The organism is Allobosea sp. GW823-FHT02B03 (assembly GCF_058797755.1).
The window spans coordinates 155,641-171,071 of the sequence record NZ_JBXAJY010000004.1 but is presented as its reverse complement, the minus strand read 5'-3'; the positions used below and the strand labels follow the sequence as shown (position 1 = coordinate 171,071).

Below are 15,431 nucleotides of genomic sequence, written 5' to 3'. Positions count from 1 at the left end.
TGGGCCGAGGCCGCGCTCACTCGCAGAGGACAGCGCCGCCTGCGCCTGGCCGCGGTCGCTTGCTGCCCCAGCAGGCGATCCAGGAATTGCCCTGCCCGGCCGGTGTCGAGATCACCGCGGACTTGCCGGCCGGGATCTGAACCATGCAGGTCTCCTTGCCGGGCCCGCAGGAGAAATCGTCGCTGTAGCTGATGGTGACGCTCCGCCCGCAGCTGTTCACCAAAGTCTTGTTGCCGGTGAACGAAGGCTGGCCGGCGCGGACGCAGTTCGCCTGCCCCACCGCTGGCGAGGCCTGCGTGAAGACAAGCAGCCCGAGGACGACAAGAACCGGCGTCATATCCCACCCCCAATGGCGCTGCGGCTGTGCAGCCTTCTCGCCGCCAGTCTGGCCCCGCATCGCTCGCGCCGCTTCCCCCGTTCTGGTGAAGCGCAACGCGGAGACAGCGGCTAGCTCTGTGGACCGCCGACCATGGAGTGACCGATGAAACCGACCAGATCGCCCCGTACCGCCCGCTCCCTATCCTGCGGCGCGCTTCTCACCGCCGCTGCGCTGGCATTGGGTGGCCTCGTCCTGCCCGGCGAGGCCAGCGCCCAGATCAGGCTGAAGCAGACCCAGCAATGGCGGCCGACCTCGACGGCGCCGAGCCGGAGCTACAATGTCCGCGACACCCCGCGCTACAGGGGCGAGCAGGCCTTTGCCAGACGCAACGCGGAGGATAGGCGCCGCATGGAAGCGGATCGCAGGCGCTACGGACCCGCAATCCAGTTCGGCAACTCCCGCCCTTCGTCACGCAGCGGCAATACGAGATGTTGCAGCGGCGTGTCGCGTTAGTTCCGACACCGTTCGCGCAAGGGGATCAGCGAATTGCGACGCCGATCCCGACAAGAAGACATCGGCTGCAAGCGATCTGTTAACCGCTGCGACGAAAACGGGGCAGGTTTCGGCTCGCACCGACGCTCGCCATGCTGATTTTCACGTCTGCTTAGGAGCGTATCCGCCATGGCAGCCTTCAGGTTGGCATGGCGGGTACATAATCTTGGCGAATTTCCCTTCTCTCGGCGTATTGGCTGCCGGCCTCGCGATCACCTTCTCCATGCTCGCTCCGGCGCAGGCGATCGAGGGCAGACCCGATCCAAAGGCCGCCAGCTCCGTCTGCGACAATGACGATGACGCCCCAACCGACGCCTTCGGCTTCACCGACGGCTCCGGCATCGCCGATCTCGGCCGCGGCAGTCTCGGCCTGACGCTCAATGCCGATGGCGGCGTCCGGCGCGGCCGTTCCATGGGCCGCGGCGCGATGCTGCAGGGCTCCTATGGTCTGCTGCCCTGCCTGGAGGTCAGCCCCTATCTGCTCGGCGGCACGACGCGTTCGCAGATCGAGCGCCAGGGGCTCAAGGACAAGGCCTATGGCGGTGGCTTCGAGGCGCGCTACCGCCTGCTCAGCCATGGCCGGCACGGCCTCGGCCTGACCATGGGCATCGATGCCGGGCTGGAGCGCAACGAGAGCCATGGCGAGGGTCGCTTCTCGACCTACAACACCACGATGCGCCTGCTGGCCGACAAGGTCCTGATCCCCGACACGCTCCATGCAGCCTTCAACCTGTCGCATAATCTGATCTGGTCCGGCCCCTCCCCGCATGAGCGGGCCTCGACTTTCGTCATCGGCGGCGCGCTCGCCTGGCAGGTCGTCGAGAGTGTCTATCTGAGCGGCGAGGTCCGCCATATGCGCCAGCACGACACCCTCGGTTTCGGCAAGCTCGCCGGGCACGCCACCTTCGTCGGCCCGGGCATCTACTGGCAGGCGACCGAACAGCTCGCGGTCTCTCTGGCCTACAACGTCCAGGTCTATGGCGAGGAGAAAGGCCAGCCAGGCCGGCTCGACCTGACGAATTTCAGTCGCCACCTCGTCCAGCTCGACATCGGCTGGACCTTCTGAGCGGCGCATGCCGAGCGGGACAGCTGCCGGCTCGTCGGCGCGTCGCCACATCCTCGGCTCGATTTTCTGCCCCGCTCCTGCTTCGCTGTGCGGCGATTCGCGGGGAGAAGGCTGAAGATGCACGACATCGATCGCGGCGCTCGAGCCGAACCCCACCGGAGCTGCATCCCTCGATCGCGTAGCTTCGGGCCCATGTTCGGCGCCTCTCGCAGATGACCGGCAACCACGGATCGGGCGAAGCATCGTGAACGAGATGAGCAGCGAAGACGCCTCCGGCGCCAAGGGCCTGACGTCGCGCCAGCAGCAGATTCTTGCGATCGTCCAGCAGGTCGGCTTCACCACGATCGAGACGCTTGCCGAGCGCTTCGGCGTCTCCGCCCAGACGGTTCGCCGGGACATCATCCAGTTGCAGGCCAGCAACTATCTGCAGCGCTTCCATGGCGGCGCGGGCCTTGCCTCCGGCGGCTATCGCTCGGCCTATGCCCAGAAGCTGATGGTGGCGCCGCAAGGCAAGCAGCGCATCGGGGCGGCGGTCGCCGAGATCGTGCCGCCAGGCGCCTCGATCTTTCTGGATGTCGGCACCACGGTCGAGGCCGTGGCGCGGGCCCTGCTGAGCAAGCCCGGGCTGCGGGTGGTCACGTCCAGCGTCTCCGTTGCGCAGATCTTCTGCAATCACGGGATTTTCGACGTCGTGGTCACCGGCGGCAGCACCCGCGGGGCCAATGGTTCGCTGGTCGGCCAGGCGGCGGTCGCCTGCATCATGGGCTTCCGCTTCGACTACGCCGTACTGGGCCTCAACGGCTTCGACGACGATGGCTCGCCGATGGATTTCGACCTCGAGAAGATCGCGGTGCGCCAGGCCGCGATCAGCCGCTCCGGCCAGGTCCTTGGGGTCGCGGACAGCTCGAAATTCGACCAGACCAGCACGGCGCGGATCGCGGCTCCAGGGGCGTTCCGCATGATCGTCACCGATGCCGAGCCGCCGGCACGCCTGCGCGAGGCCTGGCAACGCACAGGAATCGCCTGCCTCGTCGCGTAAAGCCTTGCTTAGCCGGCCAAGGTTGATCAGGATGTAAGAAATCTTACATGCGCCCGATCAACGGAGCGCCGCTTCCAGGGAGGTTGCCATGCTGCGCGCCAAGATCGCGTCGCTTTGCCTGATCGCGCTCGGCTTCGGCCTTGCCAGCCCGGCACAGGCGCAGACCTGTCCCAATCGTGGCACGCTCGACGCCCGCTATTGCGACGCCGATGGCGATCTGCTCGCCGACATCCCGTCGGACAAGGCGCGGCAGAAGGACCCGGACACGCTGATCTTCTCCTATACGCCGGTCGAGGACCCGTCCGTCTACGAGAACGTCTTCGCCGACTTCCTGGCCCATCTCACCAAGGTCACCGGCAAGAAGGTCAAATGGTTCGGCGCCGAATCCTATGCGGCCCAGGTCGAGGCCATGCGCTCCGGCCGCCTGCACATTGCCGGCGTCGCCAGCGGGCCGACGCCCTTCGCGGTCAACCTCGCCGGCTTCCGGCCGATCGTGGCGATGGAGAAGCACGACAACTCGATCGGCTACACCCTGCAACTGATCGTGCCGAAGGGCAGCGCGATCCAGTCGATCGCCGACCTCAAGGGCAAGCGCGTCGCCCACGTCGCGCCCTCCTCGAACTCCGGCGACACCGCGCCGCGCATCCTGTTCAAGGAAAAGGGCATCGTGCCCGGCAAGGATTACGAGGTCCTCTATTCCGGCAAGCACGACAATTCGATCATGGGCGTGGTCAACAAGGACTATGACGCGGCCCCCGTCGCCTCCAGCGTGCTCGAGCGCATGGCCGATCGCGGCATGTTCAAGCGCGACGACGTCCGCATCGTCTACGAATCCGCGCCCTTCCCGCGCACCGCCTTCGGCATCGCCCACGACCTCAACCCGGAGCTTCAGGCCAAGATCAAGGAAGCTTTCCTGTCCTTCGACTTCCTCAAGTCCGGGCTCGCCAAGGAGTTCAAGGACACCAAGGGCTTCAAGGAGTTGAGCTACAAGGCCGCCTGGTCGGACATCATCGTGATCCAGCGCGAAAGCGGTATCACCTATACCCAGGACGGCCTCGCCAAGCTGAAGGGCGACTGATGTCTGACGGCTTCCATGCGGCGACGGGCGGCTCCTCGCCGCTCCTCGCCGTCGAAGGGCTGACCAAGGTCTACCCGACGGGCAAGAAGGCACTCGGCGGCATCGACGTCGTGATCGACCGGCCGCAGCTCGTGGCGGTGATCGGCTCGTCCGGCGCCGGCAAGAGCACCTTTATCCGCTGCATCAACCGGCTGGTCGAACCGACCGCCGGACGCATCCTGCTGAACGGCGAGGACATCGTCGCGCTCGACCGCAAGGGTCTGCGTACCACCCGTCGCCGCATCGGCATGATCTTCCAGGAATACAACCTGGTCGAGCGGCTGAGCGTGATGCAGAACGTGCTTTCCGGGAGGCTCGGCTATGTCGGGCTCATCGCCTCGCTGCGCTGGCGCTTCCCGCCGGAAGACATCCAGGCCGCCTTCGCATTGCTCGACCGTGTCGGGCTCGACGGCTACCACAACCAGCGTGCCGATGCGCTTTCCGGCGGCCAGCGCCAGCGTGTCGGCATCGCCCGCGCCCTGATGCAGCGGCCGGATCTGCTCTTGCTCGACGAGCCGACCGCGAGCCTCGACCCCAAGACCTCGCGTCAGATCATGCGGCTGGTGCGCGAACTCGTCGCCGAGCGCCAGACCCCGGCGATCATCAACATCCACGATGTCGCCCTCGCCCGCGCCTATGCCGACCGCATCATCGGCCTGCGCGACGGCATCGTCGTCTTCGACGCCGAGGCCTCGGCGCTGACCGAAGCGGCGCTGACCGAGATCTACGGCGCCGAGGACTGGGCTCCCGCGCCGAGCGAGGATGACGACGAGCCCGCGCTGATCGGCATGCGGCCGTGAGCGCACCGGCTTCGTACCATCCGGCGCACTGGCGCGCGCCGAGCATCTTCGGCAGCCCGGGGCGCCGCCTCGCCTTCTGGTTCGCGCTCGCGGCCTATCTCACCTGGTCGCTGTCGACGTTGAACGTCGATACCGCCCGCATCCTCGCGGGCCTGCCGCGGGCCTGGAACATCCTGGAGCGGATGGTCCCGCCGGATTTCAGCCGCTGGCAGCTGCTGCTCACCGGCATGGTCGAGAGCGTGCAGATCGCCATCGCGGCGACGATCGTGGGTGCGGTCCTCTCGATCCCGATCGGCATCGCCGCCGCCGCCAATCTCTCGCCGCGCCCGCTCTACCTTGCCGCGCGCGGGCTGATCGTGGTCGGCAGGACCTTTCACGAGGTCATCATCGCGATCTTCTTCGTCAAGCTCTTCGGCTTTGGCCCGGTTGCCGGGCTGCTGACGCTCGCCTTCTCCTCGGCGATCTTCCTCGGAAAGATGCTGGCCGAGGACATCGAGAACATGAAGCCCGGCCCGGTCGAGGCGATCCGCGCCACCGGCGCCAGCTTCGGCCAGATATTCGGCTATGCCGTGGTGCCGCAGGTACTGGTCAAGACGCTGGGCGTGCTGATCTACCGGCTCGATTCCAATCTGCGCCATTCGACCGTGATCGGCATCGTCGGCGCCGGCGGCATCGGCCAGACCCTCTCGGCCTCGTTCTCGCGCTATGATTTCGATTTCGCCAGCGCCATCCTGCTGACCATCGCCGCCATGGTCGCCTTCGGCGAATGGTTCAGCGACTGGGCACGGCGGAGGCTGAGATGACCGTGCATCAGCCCGAGCCGCGCGGCACGCCCGTGCCGGCCCGCCTCTATCCCGACAGCTGGGAGCGCTACTCCTTCAAGGAACGGCTCGTCCACTGGCTCTGGCTCGGCGGCATCGCCTTCGCCGCCACCTGGTCGGTCTCTGCGCTCGACATCGAATGGGCCTTCTTCGCCGATGCGCATGAGCAGGCGGCCGACCTGATCAAACGGATGTGGCCGCCGCGCTGGTCCTATTTCCCGCGCATCGTCCAGCCCCTGATCGAGACGCTGCATATCGCGACGCTCGGCACGATGATCGCGGTGCTCTTCGCCCTGCCGGTCGCCTTCCTGGCGGCGCGCAACACCACGCTGAACCAGGGCACCTGGCTGATCGGACGCGCCATGCTGGTGCTCTCGCGCTCGATCAATACGGTGATCTGGGGTCTGCTTTTCGTCGCCATCTTCGGGCCGGGCCCGGTCGCCGGCATCTGTGCCGTCGCGGCGCGCTCGGTCGGCTTCATCGCCAAGCTCGTCGCCGAGGCGATCGAGGAGGTCGATGCCGGCCAGATCGAGGCGGTCGAGGCGTCCGGCGCCCGTACCTTCCAGGTCTATGCGGTGGCGATCCTGCCGCAGATCCTCCCGGTGCTGATCGGCACCACGATCTATCGCTGGGACATCAATGTCCGCGAATCCAGCGTGCTCGGCTTCGTCGGCGCCGGCGGCATCGGCCTTCTGCTCTATGCCTCGATCAACCAGTTCGCCTGGTCGCAGGCCATCGTCATCCTGATCGCCATCCTCGGCATCGTCATCCTCAGCGAAGCGCTCTCCGCCTATGTCCGTTCCCGCATCGTCTGAGCGGCGCAGCCTCACCGATTTCCCAGCCGGCATCCGCGACCTGATCTCGCGCTATGACGGCTTCCTGCTGGACCAATGGGGCGTGCTGCATGACGGCAGCCGCCCCTATCCGAAGGCGCTGGCCTGCCTCGAGCGGATGCGACAAGCCGGCAAGGCGGTGATCATCCTCTCTAACTCCGGCAAGCCCGGCAGCGAGAACGAGGCGACGCTTGCGAGACTGGGTTTTCCGCGGGCGCTCTACGACCATCTGGTCTCGGCCGGGGACGATGCGCGCGACGCCCTGATGGCCGGCGGCGAGCCGGCCTATCGCGGACTCGGTCGCGACTGCCTGCTGCTGGTGCGGCCGGGCGAGGAGCGCCTCGCCGACGGCCTCGGCCTGACGCCGACCGACGATCCGGACGCCGCCGACTTCATCCTGCTGATGAGCATGGAGCCGCCGGCCCAATCCGCCGCCGGCTGGCGTCCCTTGCTGGAACGGGCCGCCGCCCGCGGCATCCCGATGATCTGCGCCAACCCCGACCGCCACCGCGTCCATGCCGACGGCCATCTCCACGAGGCGCCGGGCCTTGTCGCCCTCGCCTATGAGGAGATGGGCGGGACAGTGCATTACCACGGCAAGCCGCATGCGCGGATCTACCGGACCTGCCTGCGCCTGTCGGGCCTCCCGGCCGCCCGATTGCTGGCGATCGGCGACTCGCTCGAGCACGATGTCGCCGGCGCGGCGACGGCCGGGATCGACGCCACCTTCATCGCCGGCGGCATTCATCGCGGCGAACTGCGCTGGTCGGCGGCTGGCGAGATCGAGCCCGAGAGCTGTCGGCGCCTCTTCGCACGCGAAGGCCTGGCGCCGCAGTTCGCACTGCCCTGGTTCCAGTGGGACTAGAGCCCAGGCGCCGCAGAGCCGCAGTCTCCTCGCGCAGAGCCGCAGTCTCCTCGCCCAGCCGGAAACGCTTCACCCCCGACGCAAAGCGCCGGGGGTGAGATCATAGCCGATGCGATTGGCCGGGAATGCGCTGACGCTCAGCTCTTCAGCTTGGCGTTGCACTGGCTCCAGTAGCCGCCGCCCTTCTCGATCCATTTCAGCTCGCCATTGGCGTTCGCCGTCTTGTTGGCGTTGTACTGGTCGGCGCAGGTCTTGAGGCGTGCCTTGCCGGCCGTCTCGTTGCTGTACTTCGAGGCGACCGCCTTCGGGAACACCGCTGCCTTGGCCTTGCCCATAGGCTTGGCCGGAGCGCTGGCGGGAGTGGCGGCCGGGGTCTCGGTCACCGCAGCGGCGGCATCGGCATCGGCCGCGTCGTCATCGCCGCATTGCGCCTTGCGGAAGTCGTTCCACTTCTGGCCCTTAAGCGTGTTCGCCTTCTTCGCGTCCTGATACTTCGCGCTGCATTCCTTCATCGTCAGCGCCGAGGCCGGCGCGGCCATGAAGCCCACGGCGAGGCATGCGAGCGCAGTCGAAAAGACGAGGTTTCTCATGGGAAGTCTCCTTCGGGCGATGAGTCGCACTCACCAGCGCGAGATTAAGCCGCGATGCGTCATCCTGTCATCGCCATGCAGGAACTTCCTCGCTCACGATGCGTTCCCCTCGCCGCAATCTTTCGGGAGCATGAGATGAACCGGCCTGCTGCCTTCATCACCGCCGTGAGCCTCGCGCTAGCACTGGCCGCCTGCAACACTGTCGAGCAGCGCGTCGGCGGCGCGGCGGTCGGCGCCGGCACCGGCGCGGTCGTCGGCGGCCCGGTCGGCGCGGTGGTCGGCGGGGCCGCGGGCGCGGTCAGTGCTCCGACCGTCGTCCGTGCGACCCGGCGTGCCACCCGCTGAGCGGAAAGGCGTCTGCTCGCCTCACTCTTTCTGGTCTTCGAACGGAACCCTGCCGTCGCAATCTCGTTTCGACAGGGAGCCCCGATACGAGCGATGGAGTTTCAAGCCATGGACAACGACAAGCGCATGCCGCCGGACGTGCCGCGCAGCGGCAGTGAGGCCAGGGACGAGATCGAGCGCGCCGCCAACGGCGTCGCCGAGCGGGCGAGCGAGCTCGCCAACCGCACCGTCGATAGCGTCAAGGGCAGCTATGAGCGGGCTCGGGAGAAGGTCGCCGAGATCGATCCGCGCGAAAGCCTGCGCGATGCCGGGCGCTATGTTCAGGAAACCGGCGAGGCTGCGGTCGAGACGGTCGAGCGTCATCCCCTGGCGGCCTTCGCGCTCGGCGCAGTCAGCGTCGGCCTCATCGCCTGGGCGATGACCGGGCGGCGCTCGACGAGCTGGCAACCGGACACCAGCAGCTGGAGCCGGATGCTGCGCGATTATGGCGACGACGCGCTGCGGGCGGGCCGCCAGTTTCTCGGCAATGGGCGTGAGCAGCTCGATCAGGGCCGCGACTACCTCGCCCGGGGCCGGGACTATGTCGACACCGGTCGCGACTATGCCCGCGAGGGCGGGCGGATGCTGGTGCAGCGGACCGAGCGCGAGCCGCTCGCGGCGGTACTAGGCGTCGGCATCGCGCTCTATGTGCTCGGCTCGCTCTTCACCGGCAGCAGCACGCCCCAGCCGGCGAAGCGGCGCGCGGCGAAGCGCTGAGCCCCGAAGACAAGGTCGGGCGCGGGGACTAGCCGCCCTTGCGCCCGGACTTGTCCTTGCCGGCCTTCTCGACCGTCGGTTTTCCAGAACGCACGATCGACGAGATCGCCAGGCTCGGCTTGCCGGATTTCTCCGCGATCACGCGATCCTGCTCGATGATCGCGTCGCGCGCCGGCTCGTCGCCGTCGAGCCCGCCGAGGAGATTGCTCGGCACGCGCCGGTTCGAGGTGCGCGAGCCATCCTCGTAGAACACGTCGAACATGACGAATTCTGCATCGAGCGGCTTCGATTTCTTGCGGGACATACCAAATCCTGTTCGTCGGTTGGACGCTCGGCGGTCGCGACGCGCCGGGAATTCCTTGACGCGCATGGGCGCGGGGCCGCGTCTGCGGCCGTCAGCAGGGCAAGCGAGCGATCACCCAGCGAGGTAGAGGCCATTTACCGACAAGGCAAGCCCTGAAGGCATGACGCAGGGCCAGCTTGCCCATGCGGCAGCGCTAGGCGCATAACTGCGCGGCTCGCAGCTGCAGGAAGGATACGATGGAATTTCGCCCGGATATCGGCACGCTCTCCCCCGCCACTCGCGAGCACCTGGCGCCCGGCAACATGCTGCGCGCCGGCATCAACCTCTCGAACTTCCTGCTGGTTTCGAGCCGGTCCCCGGAAGGCGAGCCGCAAGGCGTCTCGCCCGATCTGGCGCGCGCACTGGCCGCACATCTCGGGACCGGCCTGCGCTATGTCCCCTATGCCAATCCCGGCCTGCTCGCCGATGCGGCTCTCCGCGACGAATGGGACGTCGGGCTGATCGGCGCCGAACCTCAGCGCGCCGAGACCATCGGCTTCACTCCGGCCTATGCCGAGATCGAGGCGACCTATCTCGTGCGGGACGCCTCGCCGCTGCGCCGGATCATCGATGTCGACGCGGATGGCGTCCGCATCGCCGTGACCGGGCGCGCCGCCTATGGGCTCTGGCTCGACCGGCATATCCGCAAGGCGACCCTGATCCGCTCCGGCACGCTCGACGAGGCCGCCGTGGATTTCGTCGAGCAGAAGCTCGAAGCCCTGGCCGGCCTGCGGCCACGCCTCATTTCCGACCGCGCCGCGATCCCCGGGACACGCCTGCTCGACGGCCATTTCATGACCGTGCAGCAGGCGATCGGCGTGCCCCGGCCGAAGGCCGAGGCGGTGGACTATCTCACCCGCTTCGTCGAGGCGGCGAAGGCGTCGGGCTTCGTCGAGGCCCTGATCCGCAAGCACGGCGTCGAGGGCCTCAGCGTCGCGCGCTGAGGCTCAGGCGCCCGTCCCGTCCGTCCCGGCGCCGCAGACCAGCGCGCAGACCTTGCTGCCCGGTTCCGGGACGAAGCGCTTCGATTGCAGGGCTGCGACCGCCGCCGCGCCAGAGAGATCGGCCGCAAGACCGAACTCGAACCAGAGCGAGCGTGCCGCCGCCTCCATCTCCTCGTCGCTGACCAGCACGATCTCGTCGACATTCCTGGCGGCAGCCTCGTAGATCGCCTGGTCGGTCTGGCGGCAGGACATGGTGGCGACCCGGGTCTCGAGCTTGTCGAGCGTCACCAGCTTGCCGGCCGCGAGGCAGGCATGCAGCGTCGGCGAGCCATAGGGTTCGATGCCGATGATGCGGGTCTTCGGCCGGAGCGCCTTCACGGCAGTCGAGAGGCCGGTGATCAGGCCGCCGCCACCGATCGCGACGAGGATGACGTCGACTTCGGGCATCTCGTCGAGGATATCGAGACCGAGCGTGCCCTGGCCGGCGACCACGACCGGGTCGCTGAACGGATGGGCATAGGTCGCGCCGGTCTTCTGCGCATGGGCGAGCGCCGCGGCATTGGCGTCGTCCCAGACCGCGCCGACGATCTCGACATCGGCGCCCCACTTCTTGAGCTTGGCGACCTTGTCGGCGACGACATTGGACGGCAGGAAGATCTTGGCCTTGGCGCCGAGCACATGGGCGGACCGAGCGATGGCGAGGCCGTGATTGCCGCCGGAGGCGGTGACGACGCCGGCCTTGAGCTGCTCGGCCGAGAGCGTCAGCAGGCGGTTCATCGCGCCGCGGCCCTTGAACGAGCCTGCCGCCTGCAGCAATTCCAACTTCAGCGTGACGCTGCCGCCGAAATCCTCGCCCGTGCTGGTATGGGCGTAGGGCAGCAGCGGCGTCTTGCGGATATGCGGCGCGATGCGCCAGCGCGCATCCTGGATGTCTTCGAGGCCGATCACGACAGCGTCCCCCGGTAAGGCGCCGCGACGATCAGGCAGCAGTTCCCCGGCTTGACCCGGCCCGGCTGGCGCCGGCCATAGAGGATGCCGTCGGCTGCATAGTGCAGTGTCTCGGGCGGGCGCGTCGGGTCCCAGGTGCAGTGGATCCGCCCGGCCGGCTGGCCGGCGCTGACCTTCTCGCCATTGGCGTGGAAGGGCTCGAAGACGCCGTCGGCGGTGGCGTAGACATAGGCGGCCGTGCCCGGCAGTTCGAGCACCTGGGCGTCGCCGCGCCGCGGTTCGCGCTTTTCGAGCGCGACGATGCCGAGATGGTCGAGCACATTGGCGACGCCGCGCCGGCAGACCTTCAGCGCCTCGAGCGAGACCGTTCCGGCGCCGGCCATCTCCGTGCCGACCGTGACGAGCCCATTGCGGCAGGCTGCGGCGGTGGCGGTGCGCGGCTCGCCGAGATTGGAGATCACCACCGTCATCGGCGCATCGAAGGCCTGGACCGCCGCGACATTGCGCTTGTGCAGTTCGGGATCATCGGTCGGCTCGACGATCGCGCTCGGGATGATGTCGAGCGAGGAGCCGCCGGAATGAAGGTCGAGGAAGGCGTCGCCGAGCGGCATGATCTGGTCGTTGACGAAGGCCGAGATCTGCTGGGTGATGGTGCCGCGCGGATCGCCCGGGAAAGTGCGGTTGAAGTTCAGCCCGTCGACCGGAGAGGTGCGCTGTCCGGCGATCACTGCATGGACGTTGTTGGCCGGCATCAGGATCAGCCGGCCCTGGACACGGCCGGGATCGAGATCGCGGATCAGCTCGCAGATCGCGATCGGCCCCTCGTATTCGTCGCCATGATTGCCGCCTTCGAGGATCGCGGTCGGGCCCTCGCCGTTCTTGATCACCGCGACCGGGATGCGCGTCGCGCCCCAGGCGTCGTCATGCGGCGAGTGCGGGATCATCAGGAAGCCGACCTGCTTGCCGTTCTTCTCGGGATCGACGGTCAGGAAGGCCGAGGACGGGCGTGGGGCGGTCTTCTGGCGGGAATTGGTCATGGCGGGCTCGCGGACGCGAAAGGGCGATCGGGGCCGATCAGCCCCGTGGTTTCGCCGGAAAAAGAAAGGAGGCCAGGCACGGAGTGCCTGGCCGAAGAAGGAAAGCTGCTCAGAGGGTCGGCAGCGGATCCATCGGCATGTCCAGATACTTCTTGTGCAGCCGGTCGAGCTCGCCGTTCAGGCTGTTGAAGAAGATGAAGCCGTCGAGCCAGCGCACCAGATTGTGCTGGTCCATCTGCACGCCCATATGGGCCGGGCTGCGGCGGATGGTGAACTTGCGCTCGAACTCCTTGTTCGGGTTCTGCTTGGCGAGCGCCTGGGCGACGATCGAGTTGGTGGCGAGCAGATCGGCCTGGCCGGTGATGTAGGCGGCCGCCGCAGTGGCGTCGTCCTCGGTGCGCATCACGTTCGCCTTCGGGGCGGCTTCGGTGATGGCGAGTTCCTGGGTCGTGCCCTTGGCGGCGGCGATGCGGGCCGAGCCGAGCGTCGCCGCGCTGTTCACCGTCGAGGATTTCGGCCCGTAGACCGCAAGGAAGGTGTTGGCGTAGGGCGCCGTGAACTGGATCTGGCGCGCGCGCTCGGGCGACAGGCCCATCACCGAGATGACGATGTCGACCTTGTCGGTGAGCAGGAACGGAATGCGGTTGGCGCCGGTGATCTGCTGCATTTCGAGCTTCACGCCGAGGCCCTTGGCGACCATCTCGGCGAACTCGATGTCGAAGCCGATCGGCTTGCGGTTGGCGTCCTGCGAGCCGAAGGGCGGCGCGTCGAGCGGCACGCCGATGCGGACCACGCCCTTGGACAGGATGTCCTGGAGCTTGTCGGCGCGGGCTTCGGCGGCGCCGAAGGCGGCGATGGCCATGGCCGCAAGCCCCGCCAGGAATGTTCTGCCTGCAAACAGCTTACGCATGTGTCTTCTCCCCTCGTGGACCGGAACTGGTTTCTTCGCCTCAGTGCAGAACGGCGCTGAGGAAGGTCTTGAGCTCGGGCGTCTGCGGCTCGGCGAGCACCGCCGCGGCCTGGCCTTCTTCGTGGATCCGGCCCTCGTGCATGAACACGACGCGCGAGCCGAACCGGCGGGCGAACCCCATCTCGTGGGTGACGAGGATCATGGTCATCCCCTCCTGCGCCACGGATTCCAGTACCTTCAGCACCTCGCCCGTCAGTTCCGGGTCGAGCGCCGAGGTCACCTCGTCGAACAGCATCAGCTTGGGCTGCATGGCGAGCGAGCGGGCGATGGCGACGCGCTGCTGCTGGCCGCCGGAAAGCTGCGACGGGAAAGCGTCGAGCTTGCCTTCGAGGCCGACGCGGCGCAGCACGTCGCGGGCGATCTCGCGGGCCTGCTCCGGGGCCTGCTTCTTCACCACCCGCGGCGCGAGCGTGATGTTGTCGCAGACCGAGAGATGCGGAAACAGGTTGAAGCTCTGGAAGACGATGCCGACCTGCTGGCGCAGCTTGCGCAGATCGGTCGCCGGGTCGTTCACCTGGACGCCGTCGACACGGATCGTGCCGGCCTGGATCACCTCCAGCCCGTTGACGCAGCGTAGCAGGGTGCTTTTGCCGGAGCCTGAGCGGCCGATCACGGCGACGACCTCGCCTTTGGCGACATCGAGCGAGACGCCCTTCAGCACCTGGACGGCGCCGTAGCTCTTGCTGATCTCCCGGATTTCAACGAGCGACATCGAGCTTCCGCTCGAGCGAGCGGCTCCATTGGGTCAGAGGGAAACACATCAGGAAATAGATGCAGGCGACGGTGATGTAGACGGCGAAGGGCTTGTAGGTGCCCGCCGCCGTCAGCTGACCCTCGCGGGTCAGCTCGACGAGGCCGATCACGGCCGCCAGCGAGGTGTTCTTGATCAGCTGGACCAGGAACCCCACGGTCGGCGGGATCGCGACCCGTACCGACTGCGGAATGATGACGTAGCGCAGCTGCTCCGCCATGGAGAGGCCGAGCGAGGCGCCGGCCTCCCATTGCGTCTTGGCGATCGAGACCAGCGCGCCGCGCCAGATCTCGCCGAGGAAGGCGCTGCCATAGACCGAGAAGCCGACGGCCGCGGCGAGCCAGGGGTTGACCGAGATTCCGATCAGCGGCAGCCCGAAGAAGATCAGGAACAGCCAGACCAGCAGCGGCGTGCCCTGGACGATGTGAGTATAGCCGGCGGCGATCCAGCGCACCGGCGCGAACGGCAGGATCCGCGCGATCGCGATCGCCAGGCCGAGGACGGAGGCGCCGGCGAAGGCGGTGACGGTCAGCAGCAGCGTCCAGCGCGCCGCGCCGACGAGGTACATCACGTCGATGAAGCCGAATTCTCTGATCATCGCTGCACGAAAGCCAGGCGGTAGATCACCGCGAAGAGGCCCCGGAAGGCGAAGGCGAGCGAGAGATAGAGCACGCCGATGACGGTATAGACCTCGAAATCGCGGAAGGTGCGCGACTGCACGATCGAGGCGGCATGGAACAGGTCCTGCACCGAGATCTGCGAGACCACGCTGGTCGCCAGCATCATCAGCACGAACTGGCTGGCCAGCGCCGGGAACATCGCCTTCAGCGCCGGAAAGACCACGATGTAGCGGAAGACCTGCAGGCCGGAGAGCCCGAGCGAGTGGCCGGCTTCGATCTGCGCCTTCGGCACCGCCTCCAGGCCGGCGCGCACGATCTCGGTGGTGTAGGCACCGAGATTGATCACCAGCGCGATCATCGCCGCGGTCAGGCCGTCGAGCCGCAGGCCGAGGCTCGGCAGGCCGAAGAAGATCAGGAAGAGCTGTACCAGCAGCGGGGTGTTGCGGATGATCTCGACATAGGCGCCGACGAGGCGGCGCAGCCAGCCCGGGCCGTAGACGCGCGCCGCGGCGCAGAGGACGCCGATCGCCAGGCCGCCGACCATGGCGACCCCGGAGAGCAGCAGCGTGATCCAGACGCCTTCGAGGATCGACTCCCAGGCGGCGAAGACGTCGCGGAACTGAAGACCGTACTTCATCGCGTCAGGCCCACCAGGCCCGCGGACCGGCGGTCCGGTGCCGAAGGACTGCCCACGCTTGCTGCGGCAATGGCGTCA

General features: G+C 67.5%; 20 protein-coding genes. 11 read left to right on the top strand and 9 right to left on the bottom strand.

From position 1 onward, the window contains the following. Positions 1-16 precede the first annotated feature (16 nt). Positions 17-337 (bottom strand): hypothetical protein, encoded by a 321-nt coding sequence (locus AC1REK_RS14380; protein ID WP_492269525.1) that lies wholly within the window; start codon positions 335-337, stop codon positions 17-19. 144 nt (positions 338-481) lie between these two features. Here AC1REK_RS14380 and AC1REK_RS14375 point away from each other — a divergent pair, with 144 nt between their 5' ends. The 8 genes from AC1REK_RS14375 (at position 482) to AC1REK_RS14340 (ending at position 7,412) form a co-directional block, all read left to right on the top strand. Next, entirely contained in the window at positions 482-832 is a 351-nt protein-coding gene (locus AC1REK_RS14375; protein WP_492269526.1) for a hypothetical protein, read from the top strand. 205 nt (positions 833-1,037) lie between these two features. Then, complete coding sequence (locus AC1REK_RS14370) at positions 1,038-1,937, top strand: DUF6662 family protein (RefSeq protein WP_492269527.1); 900 nt, start codon at positions 1,038-1,040, stop codon at positions 1,935-1,937. 253 nt (positions 1,938-2,190) lie between these two features. Then, positions 2,191-2,976 carry a DeoR/GlpR family DNA-binding transcription regulator gene (locus tag AC1REK_RS14365; RefSeq protein ID WP_492269540.1) on the top strand — a complete coding sequence of 262 codons (786 nt, stop codon included), beginning with the start codon at positions 2,191-2,193 and terminating at the stop codon, positions 2,974-2,976. 88 nt (positions 2,977-3,064) lie between these two features. Beyond that, positions 3,065-4,054, top strand: coding sequence for a phosphate/phosphite/phosphonate ABC transporter substrate-binding protein (gene phnD / locus AC1REK_RS14360; RefSeq protein WP_316020262.1), 990 nt, complete (start codon positions 3,065-3,067; stop codon positions 4,052-4,054). Further along, positions 4,054-4,893 carry a phosphonate ABC transporter ATP-binding protein gene (gene phnC / locus AC1REK_RS14355; RefSeq protein WP_492269528.1) on the top strand — a complete coding sequence of 280 codons (840 nt, stop codon included), beginning with the start codon at positions 4,054-4,056 and terminating at the stop codon, positions 4,891-4,893. Before phnD ends, phnC begins: the two co-directional genes overlap by 1 nt. Next, on the top strand, positions 4,890-5,696 hold the full coding sequence (gene phnE, locus AC1REK_RS14350) for a phosphonate ABC transporter, permease protein PhnE (protein WP_492269529.1): 807 nt from the start codon (positions 4,890-4,892) through the stop codon (positions 5,694-5,696). Before phnC ends, phnE (AC1REK_RS14350) begins: the two co-directional genes overlap by 4 nt. Then, on the top strand, positions 5,693-6,529 hold the full coding sequence (phnE, locus tag AC1REK_RS14345) for a phosphonate ABC transporter, permease protein PhnE (protein WP_492269530.1): 837 nt from the start codon (positions 5,693-5,695) through the stop codon (positions 6,527-6,529). The genes phnE (AC1REK_RS14350) and phnE (AC1REK_RS14345) overlap by 4 nt, the downstream gene beginning before the upstream one ends. Further along, complete coding sequence (locus AC1REK_RS14340) at positions 6,507-7,412, top strand: TIGR01459 family HAD-type hydrolase (RefSeq protein ID WP_492269531.1); 906 nt, start codon at positions 6,507-6,509, stop codon at positions 7,410-7,412. Before phnE (AC1REK_RS14345) ends, AC1REK_RS14340 begins: the two co-directional genes overlap by 23 nt. 137 nt (positions 7,413-7,549) lie before the next feature. On the opposite strand, the gene AC1REK_RS14335 is transcribed toward AC1REK_RS14340, so the two are convergent. Then, positions 7,550-8,002, bottom strand: a complete 453-nt coding sequence (locus tag AC1REK_RS14335; protein WP_316020267.1) for a hypothetical protein — start codon at positions 8,000-8,002, stop codon at positions 7,550-7,552. Positions 8,003-8,137: 135 nt separating this feature from the next. Between AC1REK_RS14335 and AC1REK_RS14330 the strand changes: the two genes are divergently transcribed. Both AC1REK_RS14330 and AC1REK_RS14325 read left to right on the top strand, forming a co-directional pair. Further along, on the top strand, positions 8,138-8,347 hold the full coding sequence (locus AC1REK_RS14330) for a hypothetical protein (protein WP_492273799.1): 210 nt from the start codon (positions 8,138-8,140) through the stop codon (positions 8,345-8,347). A gap of 108 nt (positions 8,348-8,455) precedes the next feature. Beyond that, positions 8,456-9,103 (top strand): hypothetical protein, encoded by a 648-nt coding sequence (locus tag AC1REK_RS14325; protein WP_492270670.1) that lies wholly within the window; start codon positions 8,456-8,458, stop codon positions 9,101-9,103. Between the two features lie 28 nt (positions 9,104-9,131). On the opposite strand, the gene AC1REK_RS14320 is transcribed toward AC1REK_RS14325, so the two are convergent. Next, positions 9,132-9,407: a hypothetical protein gene (locus AC1REK_RS14320; protein WP_316020307.1), complete on the bottom strand. Its 276-nt coding sequence runs from the start codon at positions 9,405-9,407 to the stop codon at positions 9,132-9,134. Between the two features lie 236 nt (positions 9,408-9,643). On the opposite strand from AC1REK_RS14320, the gene AC1REK_RS14315 reads away from it, so the two are divergent. Beyond that, positions 9,644-10,390 carry a transporter substrate-binding domain-containing protein gene (locus tag AC1REK_RS14315; protein WP_492270671.1) on the top strand — a complete coding sequence of 249 codons (747 nt, stop codon included), beginning with the start codon at positions 9,644-9,646 and terminating at the stop codon, positions 10,388-10,390. Between the two features lie 3 nt (positions 10,391-10,393). Here the strand turns inward: AC1REK_RS14315 and AC1REK_RS14310 are convergent, their stop codons facing one another. The 6 genes from AC1REK_RS14310 to AC1REK_RS14285 all read right to left on the bottom strand — a co-directional run bounded on the left by AC1REK_RS14310 (position 10,394) and on the right by AC1REK_RS14285 (position 15,353). Further along, on the bottom strand, positions 10,394-11,338 hold the full coding sequence (locus AC1REK_RS14310) for a threonine ammonia-lyase (RefSeq protein ID WP_316020271.1): 945 nt from the start codon (positions 11,336-11,338) through the stop codon (positions 10,394-10,396). After that, positions 11,335-12,375: a succinylglutamate desuccinylase/aspartoacylase family protein gene (locus AC1REK_RS14305; protein WP_492270672.1), complete on the bottom strand. Its 1,041-nt coding sequence runs from the start codon at positions 12,373-12,375 to the stop codon at positions 11,335-11,337. Before AC1REK_RS14305 ends, AC1REK_RS14310 begins: the two co-directional genes overlap by 4 nt. A 109-nt stretch (positions 12,376-12,484) precedes the next feature. Next, a complete protein-coding gene (locus tag AC1REK_RS14300) occupies positions 12,485-13,285 on the bottom strand; it encodes a transporter substrate-binding domain-containing protein (RefSeq protein ID WP_492270673.1) in 801 nt (266 codons plus the stop codon). Between the two features lie 40 nt (positions 13,286-13,325). Continuing rightward, a complete protein-coding gene (locus AC1REK_RS14295; protein WP_327520819.1) occupies positions 13,326-14,057 on the bottom strand; it encodes an amino acid ABC transporter ATP-binding protein in 732 nt (243 codons plus the stop codon). Then, positions 14,044-14,694, bottom strand: coding sequence for an amino acid ABC transporter permease (locus AC1REK_RS14290; RefSeq protein ID WP_066477239.1), 651 nt, complete (start codon positions 14,692-14,694; stop codon positions 14,044-14,046). The genes AC1REK_RS14295 and AC1REK_RS14290 overlap by 14 nt, the downstream gene beginning before the upstream one ends. Further along, positions 14,691-15,353 (bottom strand): amino acid ABC transporter permease, encoded by a 663-nt coding sequence (locus AC1REK_RS14285; protein WP_327520820.1) that lies wholly within the window; start codon positions 15,351-15,353, stop codon positions 14,691-14,693. The genes AC1REK_RS14290 and AC1REK_RS14285 overlap by 4 nt, the downstream gene beginning before the upstream one ends. Between the last annotated feature and the right edge of the window lie 78 nt (positions 15,354-15,431).

Excerpts from the sequence above, each read along its gene's own strand:
- AC1REK_RS14380 (WP_492269525.1), bottom strand. The coding sequence starts at position 337 with ATGACGCCGGTTCTTGTCGTCCTCGGGCTGCTTGTCTTCACGCAGGCC.
- AC1REK_RS14375 (WP_492269526.1), top strand. The coding sequence starts at position 482 with ATGAAACCGACCAGATCGCCCCGTACCGCCCGCTCCCTATCCTGCGGC.
- AC1REK_RS14365 (WP_492269540.1), top strand. The coding sequence starts at position 2,191 with ATGAGCAGCGAAGACGCCTCCGGCGCCAAGGGCCTGACGTCGCGCCAG.
- phnD (WP_316020262.1), top strand. The coding sequence starts at position 3,065 with ATGCTGCGCGCCAAGATCGCGTCGCTTTGCCTGATCGCGCTCGGCTTC.
- phnC (WP_492269528.1), top strand. The coding sequence starts at position 4,054 with ATGTCTGACGGCTTCCATGCGGCGACGGGCGGCTCCTCGCCGCTCCTC.
- phnE (WP_492269530.1), top strand. The coding sequence starts at position 5,693 with ATGACCGTGCATCAGCCCGAGCCGCGCGGCACGCCCGTGCCGGCCCGC.
- AC1REK_RS14340 (WP_492269531.1), top strand. The coding sequence starts at position 6,507 with ATGTCCGTTCCCGCATCGTCTGAGCGGCGCAGCCTCACCGATTTCCCA.
- AC1REK_RS14335 (WP_316020267.1), bottom strand. The coding sequence starts at position 8,002 with ATGAGAAACCTCGTCTTTTCGACTGCGCTCGCATGCCTCGCCGTGGGC.
- AC1REK_RS14330 (WP_492273799.1), top strand. The coding sequence starts at position 8,138 with ATGAACCGGCCTGCTGCCTTCATCACCGCCGTGAGCCTCGCGCTAGCA.
- AC1REK_RS14325 (WP_492270670.1), top strand. The coding sequence starts at position 8,456 with ATGGACAACGACAAGCGCATGCCGCCGGACGTGCCGCGCAGCGGCAGT.
- AC1REK_RS14320 (WP_316020307.1), bottom strand. The coding sequence starts at position 9,407 with ATGTCCCGCAAGAAATCGAAGCCGCTCGATGCAGAATTCGTCATGTTC.
- AC1REK_RS14315 (WP_492270671.1), top strand. The coding sequence starts at position 9,644 with ATGGAATTTCGCCCGGATATCGGCACGCTCTCCCCCGCCACTCGCGAG.
- AC1REK_RS14305 (WP_492270672.1), bottom strand. The coding sequence starts at position 12,375 with ATGACCAATTCCCGCCAGAAGACCGCCCCACGCCCGTCCTCGGCCTTC.
- AC1REK_RS14300 (WP_492270673.1), bottom strand. The coding sequence starts at position 13,285 with ATGCGTAAGCTGTTTGCAGGCAGAACATTCCTGGCGGGGCTTGCGGCC.
- AC1REK_RS14295 (WP_327520819.1), bottom strand. The coding sequence starts at position 14,057 with ATGTCGCTCGTTGAAATCCGGGAGATCAGCAAGAGCTACGGCGCCGTC.
- AC1REK_RS14290 (WP_066477239.1), bottom strand. The coding sequence starts at position 14,694 with ATGATCAGAGAATTCGGCTTCATCGACGTGATGTACCTCGTCGGCGCG.
- AC1REK_RS14285 (WP_327520820.1), bottom strand. The coding sequence starts at position 15,353 with ATGAAGTACGGTCTTCAGTTCCGCGACGTCTTCGCCGCCTGGGAGTCG.